We start from the raw sequence: 14,006 nt of genomic DNA on the forward strand, positions 1-14,006 counted from the left end.
GCATGAGAGACGAGGCCACAGACCGATCGCCCCTGGACCGGAACGGCGTTCAGGCACCCGTCCTGCAGCTCACCCTGCACGAGCTCATCGACGCTCAGACCGCCCGCGTGCCCGGGGCCGTGGCGCTGGCCGAGGGACGCCGGCAGGTGACGTACGCGGAGCTCGCCGCGCGGACCGACCGGCTGGCCGCCCGGCTGCGGGGCCGGGGGGTCGGCCCGGAGACGGTTGTGGGGGTGTGCGGCCCCAGGAGCGCGTCGCTGATCGTCGCCCTGCTGGGCGTCATGAAGGCGGGGGGTGCCTTCCTGCCGATGGATCCGAACCTGCCCGCGGACCACGCCGCCTTCAGGCTGGCGGACGCCGGCTGCCGGCTGATCGTGGCGACCGGTGACGTCGACGGATTCGGTCAGGCCGGGACGGAGGTCGTGCGGCTGGACCGCGTCGAGCAGGAGCTCGCCGCCGAGCCCGGCGATGCCCTTCCGCGTGCCGCCGTCCGGGACAACCTCGCGTGCGTGATCTACACCTCCGACACCACGGGCCGTCCCAAGGGCGTCGAGGTGACACACGGCCAGCTCGTGAACTACTTCTCCTGGCTCGCCGATCGGGTCGACCTCACAGGCGGCCGTGGCGTGCCGCTGCACTCGACCATCGACTCCAGCGGGACGGTCCCGGCCCTGTTCGCCCCGCTCGTCGCCGGGAACACGCTCAGGCTCGTGCCGGACGGCGGAGAAGCGGACGGGCTCGCACGCTTCCTCGACGACGAGCGCGACCTGAGCCTCCTCACGATCACGCCGGCGAAGCTCGACGCGATCACCCACCGGCTCACGGGCGGAATCCCGGACGACGCGGCGCGCGTGGTCGTGCTCGCCGATGAGGATCCCGGCTGGCCGGACGAGGTGCCGCGGTGGCGCAACGCCGTGATCCTCACCCAGTACGGGCCGACGGAGGCCATGGGCTGCTGCGCCCACGCGGTCCTCGGCCCGCCCCCGGACGGAACGCCCGTCCCCATCGGCGTGCCGATCCGCAACGCCGACGTCCACGTCCTCGACGAGGCCATGAGGCCGGTCGCGCCGGGCGCGGTGGGCGAGTTGTACGTCGGCGGGCCGGTCATCGCCCGCGGCTACCGGGGGCGGCCGGGCCTGACCGCGGCGGCGTTCGTGCCGCACCCTTTCCGGGCCGGGGCGCGTCTCTACCGCACCGGTGATCTCGTACGGCAGCGGTCGAGCGGTGATCTGGAGTTCATGGGCCGGGTCGATGACCAGGTGAAGATCCGCGGGTTCCGCATCGAACCCGGCGAGATCCAGGCCGTGGCCCAGGAGTGCCCCGGCGTGCGTCAGGCCGTGGTGGATGTGCGCGCGGACGCGTCCGGCGGCCGGCGGGTCGTGGCCTACCTGGTGCCCGACGCGGCGGAGGACGACGATCTGGCCGCCTCTCAAGTCGGCCAGTGGCAGAAATTCTTCGACGACACCGCCACGTGGGTCGCGGACGACGAGCGGTTCAACCTCGCGGGCCGGACCAGCAGCTTCGACGGACTGCCCCTCTCCGACGACCAGATGCGCGCCTGGGTGGACGCCACTGTGGCCAGGATCGGGCGGCTGGCCCCCTCGCGCGTCCTGGAGATCGGCTGCGGCACGGGCCTGCTGACCTGGCGCATCGCTCCTGGATGCGAGCGTTACGTGGGAACGGACCTGTCGCCCGCCACGGTTGCCGGACTCGGCACCGCGCTCGAGAAGGCAGGCGTCGACAATGTCACGCTGTTCGCCTGCGACGGCCTCCGGACGGCCCAGGTCGCGGGCACCGGCTTCGACATCGTGATCATCAACTCGGTCATCCAGTACTTCCCCGGTCAGGACTACCTGGAGCAGGTGCTGAACGACGCGATAGCCGTGATGGCCGGATCGGGCACGGTGTTCGTCGGCGACGTACGCAGCCTGCCGCTGCTCGGGGCGCACCACCTCGCCGTCGCCCTGGCCCGCTCCTCGGACAGCTCGCCCTTGCGGCACCTCGAAGGCCCGGTACGCCGTTCGCTCGGCGAAGAGCGCGAGCTGGCCGTCGCCCCGGCCTACTTCGCCGACTTCGCGCGGCGTCACGGCCGCGTCTCCCACTGCGAGGTCCTGCCCAAGCGCGGGCGCATGGACGACGAGCTCACCCGCTTCCGCTATGACGTCATCCTCCACGTGGGAGAAACCCAGACCTGTGAGATCGGCACCTGGCTCGACTGGAACGCGGACCGGTTGTCGCCGCAGTCGGCCCGCGAGCTGCTGGAGAGCCACCCGGCCGGGGTCGGCATCAAGTCCGTCCCCAACGCCCGCGTCAACCGGCCGGCTCACGCCTTCCAGCTGCTCCTGGACGGAGCCGCCGGCCCGCTCACGGCCGACGACCTGGAGCGTCGCGTGCAGAAGGGGGTCGACCCCGAGGACATCTGGGCCTTGGAGGCGGAGCTGCCCTGCTCAGTGCACCTCAGCTGGTCGCGCGGAGCAGCCACGGGCGACTTCGACGTGGCCCTCGTCCCCTCGGCGGAGGCGGGCTCCGTCGTCTTCCCGCAGGACGACCTCCTGCGACACCGCCCCCTCACCAACGACCCCCTGGCCGCTCGGCGCGTGCGAGCCAGGGCTCAGGACCTCACGGCCGCGGCTCGGACCTACGCACGTGAACGGCTGCCCGAGCCCATGGTGCCGTCGGCGTTCGTGGTGGTGGGCGAGGTGCCGCTGACGGCCAACGGCAAGGTGGACTGGCGGGCATTGCCGGAGCCGAGGTCGGCGTTGCCGGAGCTGGCTCCGGTGCCGCGTGGCGGCGGGGAGCTGGTGTCGTCGTTCGCGCAGCAGCGGTTGTGGTTCCTGGATCGGTTGGTGCCGGGTAATCCGTTCTACAACGTGTCGCTGGCGTTGCGGCTGGAGGGTGCGTTGGATGTGGTGGCGCTGGAGGGGGCGCTGCGGTGGGTGGTCGGGCGGCATGAGGTGTTGCGGTCGGTGTTCGCCGATGTGGACGGGCGGCCGTTCCAGGTGGTGGGGCCGGTGCCGGAGCGGTTGCTGGAGGTGGAGGAGGCCGCGGATGTGGCGCGGGCGCGGCTGGTCGCGGAGCGGGAGGCGGTGACGCTGTTCGATCTGGCGTCCGGGCCGTTGCTGCGGTCGCGGCTGGTGCGGCTGGGCGAGGGCGATCACGTGTTGTTGTTGACGATGCATCACATCGCCTTCGACGGCTGGTCCCGGGGTGTGCTGCTGGGTGAGTTGGGGGAGTGTTACGCCGCGTTGGCCGCTGGGCGGGAGCCGGTGTTGCCGGAGTTGCCGGTGCAGTACGCCGACTTCGCGGTGTGGCAACGGTCGTGGTTGCGCGGTGAGGTGCTGGCGGGGCATCTGGACTACTGGCGGGACCGGTTGGCGGGGATGCCGGCGGCGATCGAGCTGCCGTTCGATCGCCCCCGGCCGGAGGTCCTGTCGCACCGGGGCCGGGTAGCGTCGTTCCGAGTACCCGCGCAGGTGATGGCCGGACTGCGCGAGGTGGGCCGGGAGCAGAACGCGACGTTGTTCATGGTGACGCTGGCGGCGTTCCAGGCGCTGTTGTCGCGGTATTCGGGGCAGCAGGACGTGGTGGTCGGATCGCCGATCGCGGGCCGGATACGGCCGGAACTGAAGCGACTGGTCGGGTTCTTCGCCAATACGTTGGTGATGCGGACCGACTGTTCGGGTGACCCGTCGTTCACGGAGTTGCTGGGGCGGGTGCGTGAGGTGGCGCTGGGCGCGTACGCGCACCAGGACCTGCCGTTCGAGAAGCTCGTCGAGGAGCTGCACGAGCAGCGGGATCTGTCGCGCAACCCGCTGGTGCAGGTGATGTTCCAGCTCTACCATTCCCGCAGCGAATCGGAGCTGCGGTTGCCCGGCGTGGAGGTCGGCTGGTTCCAGCCGGATCAGGCGACGGTGCGGTTCGATTTGGAGGTGCTGCTGCAGGACGGGCCGGACGGTGGACTCGAAGGCAGCTTCATCTATTCGGTCGACCTGTTCGATCACGGCACCATGGAGCGGCTGGCGGGCAACTACGCGGCTCTGCTGGCGGAGGTGGCGGCCGACGCGGCCCGTCCGGTGTCGGCGTTGGTGCGGCCGAGCGGCGCGGAAGCGGCCCTGATCGAGGGCTGGAACGCCACGCGGGTGCCGGTGCCGGACGATTCGGTGGCGCAGTTGTTCGCCGCTCAGGCACTCACGTCCCCGCAGGCGCTCGCGCTGGTCTGCGAAACGGACAGACTGACGTACGCGGAGCTGAACGCGCGCGCCAACCAGGTCGCCGCGTTCGTCCGGTCGGCCGGGCTGGGGCCCGATGACGTGGTGGGGGTGGGCCTGCCGCGAGGTGTCGATCTGTTGGCGGTGCTGGTCGGCGTCGTGAAGGCGGGTGCGGCCTATTTGCCGCTGGATCCTGAGCTGCCCGTCGAGCGGCGAGAGTTCATGATCGCTGACTCGGGGTGCCGGCTGGTCATCGGCGCTGATGAGCTGGTGGCGATCGCGGGTCTGCCTGAGGATGAGGTGTGTGTGCCGGTGTCGCCGGACAACTTGGTGTATGTCATGTACACCTCGGGCTCGACCGGTCGTCCCAAGGGTGTGCAGGTGCCTCATCGGGCTGTGGTCGGGTTGGTGCATGCGGGGTTCGTGCGTTTCGGGCCGGATCGGGTGTTCCTGCACGCGGCCACGGCCGCGTTCGACGCCTCCACCTTCGAGATCTGGGGTGCGTTGCTGCACGGCGGGCGCTGCGTGATGTTGCCGGAACGGGTGCCGACCGCGGCAGGGCTTCGGGAGCTCATCGCCGCGGAGGGCGTGACGACGGCCTGGTTGACGGGATCGTTGTACAACCAGGTGATCGATGCCGATCCGCGGGCGTTGGCCGGGGTCGAGCAGTTGATGGTGGGCGGGGAGGCGCTGAGCCCGGGGCACGTGGCCCGGGTGCCGGAGGGCGTGGAGCTGGTCAACGGGTACGGGCCCACCGAGTGCACCACGTTCGCCACGACGTTTCCGGTGGCGGGTTGGCGGGCTGAGGACGGGCCGGTGCCGATCGGCCGGCCGATCGGCAACGTCGAGGCGTATGTGCTGGACGAGCGTATGCGGCCGGCGCCGATCGGCGCGGTCGGTGAGTTGTACCTGGGAGGCTTCGGGCTGGCGCGCGGTTATCTGGGGCGGCCGGGTCTGACCGCGGCGGCGTTCGTGCCGCACCCCTTCCAGACCGGGGCGCGTCTCTACCGCACCGGTGACCTGGTGCGGCAGCGGTCGAGCGGTGATCTGGAGTTCATCGGCCGGGTCGACGATCAGGTGAAGATCCGCGGGTTCCGTGTCGAACCCGGCGAGATCCAGGCGGTGATCGCGTCGGTTGCGGGGGTTCGGCAGGCGGTGGTGGTCGCCCGGGCCGAGGAGTCGGGAACCAAGGGGCTGCTTGCCTACCTGGTCAGTGACTCGCCCGCGGCGGAGACGGTGAGCATGGTTCGTGCCGCCTTGCGTGCGCGGTTGCCGGAGTACATGGTGCCGTCGGCGTTCGTGGTGGTGGAGGAGGTGCCGCTGACGGCCAACGGCAAGGTGGACTGGCGGGCCCTGCCGGAGCCGGGATCGGGGCGGCCGGAGCTGGGCAGCGCGCCGGTCCGGCCGCGCTCCGAGGTGGAGGAGGTGCTGGCGTCGATCTGGGCTGCGGTCCTGGGCCTGGACGAGGTGGGCGTGGAAGACAACTTCTTCGATCTGGGTGGGCATTCGCTGCTGGCGACGCAGGTTCTGTCGCGGGTGCGGCAGGTGCTGGGCGCCGAGGTTCCGTTGCGGGCACTGTTCGGGGAGCCGACTGTGGCGGGCCTGGCTGTTGCGGTGGAGATGGCGTCGGGGTCGGCGTTGCCGGAGCTGGCTCCGGTGCCGCGTGACGGCGGGGAGTCGATGTCGTCGTTCGCGCAGCAGCGGTTGTGGTTCCTGGATCAGTTGGTGCCGGGTAATCCGTTCTACAACGTGCCGTTGGCGTTGCGGCTGGAGGGTGCGTTGGATGTGGTGGCGCTGGAGGGGGCGCTGCGGTGGGTGGTCGGGCGGCATGAGGTGTTGCGGTCGGTGTTCGCCGATGTGGATGGGCGGCCGTTCCAGGTGGTGGGGCCGGTGCCGGAGCGGTTGCTGGAGGTGGAGGAGGCCGCGGATGTGGCCCAGGCGTGGTTGATCGCGGAGCGGGAGGCGGTGACGCTGTTCGATCTGGCGTCCGGGCCGTTGCTGCGGTCGCGGCTGGTGCGGCTGGGCGAGGGCGATCACGTGTTGTTGTTGACGATGCATCACATCGCTTCCGACGGCTGGTCCCGGGGTGTGCTGCTGGGTGAGTTGGGGGAGTGTTACGCCGCGTTGGCCGCTGGGCGGGAGCCGGTGTTGCCGGAGTTGCCGGTGCAGTACGCCGACTTCGCGGTGTGGCAAGCGTCGTGGTTGCGCGGTGAGGTGCTGGCGGGGCATCTGGACTACTGGCGGGACCGGTTGGCGGGGATGCCGGCGGCGATCGAGCTGCCGTTGGATCGGCCTCGGCCGGTCGTGCCCTCCTACCGGGGTGGGGTGGTGCGGTTCCGGGTGCCCGCGCAGGTGGTGGCCGGATTACGTGGCGTGGGCCGGGAGCAGAACGCGACGTTGTTCATGGTGACGCTGGCGGCGTTCCAGGCGCTGTTGTCGCGGTATTCGGGGCAGCAGGACGTGGTGGTCGGATCGCCGATCGCGGGCCGGGTGCGACCAGAGCTGGAGCGACTGGTCGGGTTCTTCGTCAATACGTTGGTGATGCGGACCGACTGTTCGGGTGACCCGTCGTTCGCGGAGTTGCTGGGGCGGGTGCGTGAGGTGGCGCTGGGCGCGTACGCGCACCAGGACCTGCCGTTCGAGAAGCTCGTCGAGGAGCTGCACGAGCAGCGGGATCTGTCGCGCAACCCGCTGGTGCAGGTGATGTTCCAGCTCTACCATTCCCCCGGCGACTGGGAGCTGCGGTTGCCCGGTGTGGAGGTCGGCTGGTTCCAGCCGGATCAGGCGACGGTGCGGTTCGATTTGGAGGTGCTGCTGCAGGACGGGCCGGACGGTGGACTTGAAGGCAGCTTCATCTATTCGGTCGACCTGTTCGATCAGGACACCATGGAGCGGCTGGCGGGCAACTACGCGGCTCTGCTGGCGGAGGTCGCGGCCGACGCGGCCCGTCCGGTGTCGGCGTTGGTGCGGCCGAGCGGCGCGGAAGCGGCCCTGATCGAGGGCTGGAACGCCACGCGGGTGCCGGTGCCGGACGATTCGGTGGCGCAGTTGTTCGCCGCTCAGGCGTTCGCGTCCCCGCAGGCGCTCGCGCTGGTGTGTGGCGCGGACCGGTTGAGCTACGGGGAGTTGAACGCGCGGGCCAACCAGGTCGCCGCCTACGTCCGGGCAGCCGGTATCGGACCCGATGACGTGGTGGGAGTGTGCTTCCCCCGGGGCATCGACCTGGTCGCGGTGCTGATCGGCGTCATGAAGGCGGGCGCGGCCTACCTGCCGCTGGACCCCGAGCTGCCCGTCGAGCGACGAGAGTTCATGATCGCCGACTCGGGGTGCCGGCTCGTCATCGGCGCCGATGAGCTGGTGACGATCGCGGGTCTGCCCGAGGACGAGGTGTGTGTGCCCGTGTCGCCGGACAACCTGGTGTACGTCATGTACACCTCCGGCTCGACCGGTCGTCCCAAGGGCGTCGCCATCCCTCACCGCTCCGTCACCAACGCCCTGACGTGGATCAACCACGTGTGCCCCATGGCGGCTGACGACGCCATGTTGCAGAAGGCTCCCGCCACGTTCGATGTGTCCGTCGCGGAGATCTTCCAGGCGCTCATGTCCGGCGCGCGCCTGATCATCGCCGAACCGCACGCACACGCCGATCTCCCCTACCTCGTCGAGCTCATCCGCACGGAGAAGGTGACCGACGCCCACTTCGTGCCCTCGATGCTGGAGCTGTTCCTCACGGAACTGGGCGACGAGCGCTGCCCCAGCCTCAAGCGGATCATCGCCGGCGGCGAGGCACTGTCCACGTCTCTCGCCGAGTGGTTCCATACGCGCCTGGACGCCGCCCTCTTCAACCTGTACGGGCCGACCGAGGCCCTGACCGGCAGCATCCATCCCGACCAGCGGGCCAATGACGGCACCTCGGTGCCGATCGGCCGGCCGATCGGCAACGTCGAGGCGTACGTGCTGGACGAGCGTATGCGGCCGGCGCCGATCGGCGCGGTCGGTGAGTTGTACCTGGGAGGCTTCGGGCTGGCGCGCGGCTATCTGGGGCGGCCGGGTCTGACCGCGGCGGCGTTCGTGCCGCACCCTTTCCGGGCCGGGGCGCGTCTCTACCGCACCGGTGACCTGGTACGGCAGCGCTCGAATGGAGACCTGGAGTACCTGAGCCGGGTCGACGACCAGGTGAAGATCCGCGGGTTCCGCATCGAACCCGGCGAGATCCAGGCCGTGGTCCAGGAGTGCCCCGGGGTGCGCCAGGCCGTGGTGGGCGTGCGCGCGGACGCGTCCGGCGAGCATCGGGTCATGGCGTACCTGGTGCCCGATGCCGATGCCGCGGAAGACCTGCTGGTCGCGGCGCGTGGCTACGCGCGTGCGCGGTTGCCGGAGTACATGGTGCCGTCGGCGTTCATGGTGGTGGACGAGGTGCCGCTGACGGCCAACGGCAAGGTGGACTGGCGGGCCCTGCCGGAGCCGGGATCGGGGCGGCCGGAGCTGGGCAGCGCGCCGGTCCGGCCGCGGTCCGAGGTGGAGGAGGTGCTGGCGTCGATCTGGGCTGCCGTGCTGGGTCTGGACGAGGTCGGGGTGTTCGATGACTTCTTCGACCTCGGTGGGCATTCACTGCTGGCGACGCAGGTGATGTCGCGGGTGCGGGAGGTGCTGGGCGCCGAGATTCCGTTGCGGACACTGTTCGAGGAGCCCACGGTGGCGGGTCTGGCCGCCGCGGTGACAGCCGCCTCGGGCACGGCGTCGGCGTTGCCGCAGTTGGCTCCGGTGCCGCGTGGCGGCGGGGAGCTGGTGCTGTCGTTCGCGCAGCAGCGGTTGTGGTTCCTGGATCGGTTGGTGCCGGGTAATCCGTTCTACAACGTGTCGCTGGCGTTGCGGCTGGAGGGTGCGTTGGATGTGGTGGCGCTGGAGGGGGCGCTGCGGTGGGTGGTCGGGCGGCATGAGGTGTTGCGGTCGGTGTTCGCCGATGTGGATGGGCGGCCGTTCCAGGTGGTGGGGCCGGTGCCGGAGCGGTTGCTGGAGGTGGAGGAGGCCGCGGATGTGGCGCGGGCGCGGCTGGTCGCGGAGCGGGAGGCGGTGACGCTGTTCGATCTGGCGTCCGGGCCGTTGCTGCGGTCGCGGCTGGTGCGGCTGGGCGAGGGCGATCACGTGTTGTTGTTGACGATGCATCACATCGCTTCCGACGGCTGGTCGTGGGGTGTGCTGCTGGGTGAGTTGGGGGAGTGTTACGCGGCGTTGGTCGCTGGGCGGGAGCCGGTGTTGCCGGAGTTGCCGGTGCAGTACGCCGACTTCGCGGTGTGGCAACGGTCGTGGTTGCGCGGTGAGGTGCTGGCGGGGCATCTGGACTACTGGCGGGACCGGTTGGCGGGGATGCCGGCGGCGATCGAGCTGCCGTTGGATCGGCCTCGGCCGGTCGTGCCCTCCTACCGGGGTGGGGTGGTGCGGTTCCGGGTGCCCGCGCAGGTGGTGGCCGGACTGCGCGAGGTGGGCCGGGAGCAGAACGCGACGTTGTTCATGGTGACGCTGGCGGCGTTCCAGGCGCTGTTGTCGCGGTATTCGGGGCAGCAGGACGTGGTGGTCGGATCGCCGATCGCGGGCCGGATACGGCCGGAACTGGAACGACTGGTCGGGTTCTTCGCCAATACGTTGGTGATGCGGACCGACTGTTCGGGTGACCCGTCGTTCACGGAGTTGCTGACGCGGGTGCGTGAGGCGGCGCTGGGCGCTTACGCGCACCAGGACCTGCCGTTCGAGAAGCTCGTCGAGGAACTCCAGGAACAGCGGGACCTGTCCCGCCACCCGCTCTTCCAGGTGGTGTTCCAGCTCATGCAACCGCAGCACGTCGAGATCGGGCGGTATCAGAGCTCCTTCTGGACGCTCGAACTGCCTGACGTCGAGGTGAAGCCGCTCACCGGCGTCGCCCAGCGGACCTCGCGCTGCGACCTCGAGGTCCTCCTCGCCGAAGGCCCGGAAAGCGGGATCGACGCCACCGTGATCTACCCGCTGGACCTGTTCGACGGGGAGACCGTCGAGCGGTTGATGGCGAACTACCTGGAGGTGCTGCGACGGGTCAGCGTGGCCCCCGGGTCGCCGGTGTCGGTGCTGGCACAGCCGAGCGTGGGCGAGCAGGCGCTGTTACGGCAGTGGAACGCCACGCGGGTGCCGGTGCCGGACGATTCGGTGGCGCAGTTGTTCGCCGCTCAGGCGCTCGCGTCCCCGCAGGCGCTCGCGCTGGTCTGCGGCGCGGACCGGTTGAGCTACGGGGAGTTGAACGCGCGGGCCAACCAGGTCGCCGCCTACGTCCGGGCAGCCGGTATCGGACCCGATGACGTGGTGGGAGTGTGCTTCCCCCGGGGCATCGACCTGGTCGCGGTGCTGGTCGGCGTCGTGAAGGCGGGTGCGGCCTATTTGCCGCTGGACCCTGAGCTGCCCGTCGAGCGGCGAGAGTTCATGATCGCTGACTCGGGGTGCCGGCTGGTCATCGGCGCCGATGAGCTGGTGGCGATCGCGGGTCTGCCTGAGGATGAGGTGTGTGTGCCCGTGTCGCCGGACAACCTGGTGTACGTCATGTACACCTCGGGCTCGACCGGTCGTCCCAAGGGTGTGCAGGTGCCTCATCGGGCTGTGGTCGGGTTGGTGCATGCGGGGTTCGTGCGTTTCGGGCCGGATCGGGTGTTCCTGCACGCGGCCACGGCCGCGTTCGACGCCTCCACCTTCGAGATCTGGGGTGCGTTGCTGCACGGCGGGTGCTGCGTGGTGTTCCCGGAGCGGGTGCCGACCGCGGGGACGCTGGGTCAGGTCATCAGAGCCGAGCAGGTGACCACGGCGTGCCTGACGACGTCGCTGTACAACCAGGTGATCGATGCCGATCCGCGGGCGTTGGCCGGGGTCGAGCAGTTGATGGTGGGCGGGGAGGCGCTGAGCCCGGGGCACGTGGCCCGGGTGCCGGAGGGCGTGGAGCTGGTCAACGGGTACGGGCCCACCGAGTGCACCACGTTCGCCACGACGTTTCCGGTGGCGGGTTGGCGGGCTGAGGACGGGCCGGTGCCGATCGGCCGGCCGATCGGCAACGTCGAGGCGTATGTGCTGGACGAGCGTATGCGGCCGGCGCCGATCGGCGCGGTCGGTGAGTTGTACCTGGGAGGCTTCGGGCTGGCGCGCGGCTATCTGGGGCGGCCGGGTCTGACCGCGGCGGCGTTCGTGCCGCACCCCTTCCAGGCCGGGGCGCGTCTCTACCGCACCGGTGACCTGGTGCGGCAGCGGTCGAGCGGTGATCTGGAGTTCATCGGCCGGGTCGACGATCAGGTGAAGATCCGCGGGTTCCGTGTCGAACCCGGTGAGATCCAGGCGGTGATCGCGTCGGTTGCGGGGATTCGGCAGGCGGTGGTGGTCGCCCGGGCCGAGGAGTCGGGAACCAAGGGGCTGCTTGCCTACCTGGTCAGCGACTCGCCCGCGGCGGAGACGGTGGGCATGGTCCGCGCCGCCTTGCGTGCGCGGTTGCCGGAGTACATGGTGCCGTCGGCGTTCGTGGTGGTGGAGGAGGTGCCGCTGACGGCCAACGGCAAGGTGGACTGGCGGGCCCTGCCGGAGCCGGGATCGGGGCGGCCGGAGCTGGGCAGCGCACCGGTCCGGCCGCGCTCCGAGGTGGAGGAGGTGCTGGCGTCGATCTGGGCTGCGGTCCTGGGCCTGGACGAGGTGGGCGTGGAAGACAACTTCTTCGACCTCGGCGGACACTCCCTGCTGGCCGCCGAGGTCGTCGGCGTCGCCAACGACCAGGGCTTGTCCGTCACCCTCGTCGACATGTTCGAACACCAGACCATCGCGGCGATCGCGGCCAGGTTGCGTGAGAGCGGAACTCGCTGAGCCGAAGGAGGCTAGAGATGACAGACATCGATCCGGTCAAGTTGAGAGAGGAATACGACGAGAACGGCTTCGCGATTCTCCGTGGCGTGATCGACTCCGAACTCATCCGGGAAGCCGGCGCCCACACAGCATGGCTGGGGCAGAAGTATCCGGATCTACGGCCCGAGGAATACCACCACCCGCTGATGCGGAACGACGCCTTCTGGGTCCGCATGGTCGCGGACGAACGGCTCGTCGACATCGCCGAGCTGTTCCTCGGCCCGGACATCGCCTGTTTCACCGGCCATTACGTCTGCAAGCCGCCGTACGACGGCCGGCCCGTCCTGTGGCATCAGGACGGCGCCTACTGGAAGCTCGACCCGATGGAGGCCCTGACGGTCTGGGTCGCGGTGGACGCGTCGACGACCGAGAACGGGTGCCTGCGCGTGATCCCCGGAAGCCATCGCGCTGCCATGCACGAGCCCGTCCCCCGCTCGGACATCCCGAACATGCTCTTCTCCACCTGCGAGGAGGACCTGGTCCAGGAGTGGCTGGACAAGGCCGGCGAAGTGGCCATCGAGCTCCAGCCGGGCGACGTGTCGATCCATCACCCGCACCTGCTGCACCACTCCAAGCAGAACACGTCCGCGATGCGGCGGTGCGGCCTCGACGTGGGATACATGGCGGCGACCACCCGTATCTCCAACGAGGGGCTCTACCTGGATCCCCTCCTGGTCCGCGGTGCTCCGATCCCCGAGATCAACAACTACCGTCCCTACCCCCTGTGGCAGGAGGGCGAGACGATCCCGTTCGCCGGCGACGCGGAGTGGAACGAGCGGGCCGCCGCGATGAACGGCAAGTACGGGTTCAGCGAGGTGGAGCGCGACGAGAGCCCTCTTGAGGCCGCCCACCGCATGGTGCGGCGCCTCAAAGAGGGGACCGTCAAGAGTTGATCCGAAGGGGACGAATGAACAGCAACGATGCCAAGGAGATCGCGGCGGACCTCGCCGCGAACGCCGCCCTGCTGGAAATGGCCGAGGAACTGGGGATCTCCACGCTCCTGGACCGGGCGGCGCCGTTCACGCTCGACGAGGTCGTGGCGGCCGCCGGGGTCCCTGAGGCCGGCGCCCGCTCCTTCCTGCGCGCCCTGCTCGCCGCCGGGCTCGTGGAGCAGGGCGCGGACGCGCGCAGCTTCATACCGTGCGCCGATCTGGCCGATCGCCGCTACGAGGCGGGTTACCTCTCGTGGGCGCTCAACGCGAACCGCCCGTACATCGATCATGCGGTGGAGTTCCTGAGCGGGCCGGAGGCGGCCGCCGGGCAGTACCGGCGCGACGGCCGGCGGGTCGCCATCTCCTCGCGCTGGATCGGCTCCTACGGCTTCTACCCGGGCATCGTCGCGGAGATCGCCGGCCGCAAGCCGCAGCGCGTCGTCGACCTCGGCGCGGGCGCGGGCAGGCTGCTGATCCACCTACTGACCACGCTGCCGAGCAGCACCGGCCTGGCGCTGGACATCAGCCCGGCGGCGTGCGAGGAGGCCGAGCGGTCCGCCCGGCGGGCGGGCGTGCACGACCGGCTCACGGTGGCGAACCGCTCCATCGAGTCGCTCGTGGAGGACCCGGGCCCGATCCGTGGCGCGGACGTGGTGCACGCGGGCTTCGTGATGCACGACGTGGTGGGGGACCAGGAGGTGTTCGACGGCATCCTGCGCGCCTGCCGCGACTCCATCGCCGACGGCGGGTGCCTGGTCGTGACCGACGCCGTCCCTTACGCGGACACCCCGCGGGACCGGGCCTTCAGCGCCCTGTTCACCTACCTGCACGCCGGCTCGATGCAGGTGCTGCTGCCGCCCGAGGCCGAGTGGCGCGCCGGGTTCCGGCGGGCGGGGTTCACCGACGTGTCCTGCACGCCGCTGCGGATGCCCGGCAGCCGCCTGTTCGTGGCCGCCGGGTGACCGCG

3 protein-coding genes are annotated in these 14,006 nt (G+C 70.4%); all 3 read left to right on the plus strand.

The genetic code is table 11. The features are described from left to right. Positions 1–2 precede the first annotated feature (2 nt). From AB0J76_RS12205 to AB0J76_RS12215, 3 genes are read left to right on the plus strand one after another with little or no spacing between them, the layout of a single operon-like run. Positions 3–12,068: an amino acid adenylation domain-containing protein gene (locus tag AB0J76_RS12205; protein ID WP_364389415.1), complete on the plus strand. Its 12,066-nt coding sequence runs from the start codon at positions 3–5 to the stop codon at positions 12,066–12,068. A 17-nt stretch (positions 12,069–12,085) separates the two neighbouring features. Beyond that, positions 12,086–13,000, plus strand: a complete 915-nt coding sequence (locus AB0J76_RS12210) for a phytanoyl-CoA dioxygenase family protein (protein WP_352328153.1) — start codon at positions 12,086–12,088, stop codon at positions 12,998–13,000. Positions 13,001–13,014: 14 nt separating this feature from the next. Continuing rightward, complete coding sequence (locus tag AB0J76_RS12215) at positions 13,015–14,001, plus strand: class I SAM-dependent methyltransferase (RefSeq protein WP_352328152.1); 987 nt, start codon at positions 13,015–13,017, stop codon at positions 13,999–14,001. Positions 14,002–14,006 lie beyond the last annotated feature (5 nt).

This window comes from Nonomuraea sp. NPDC049624 (assembly GCF_040675255.1).
In the GTDB taxonomy this organism is placed as follows: domain Bacteria; phylum Actinomycetota; class Actinomycetes; order Streptosporangiales; family Streptosporangiaceae; genus Nonomuraea.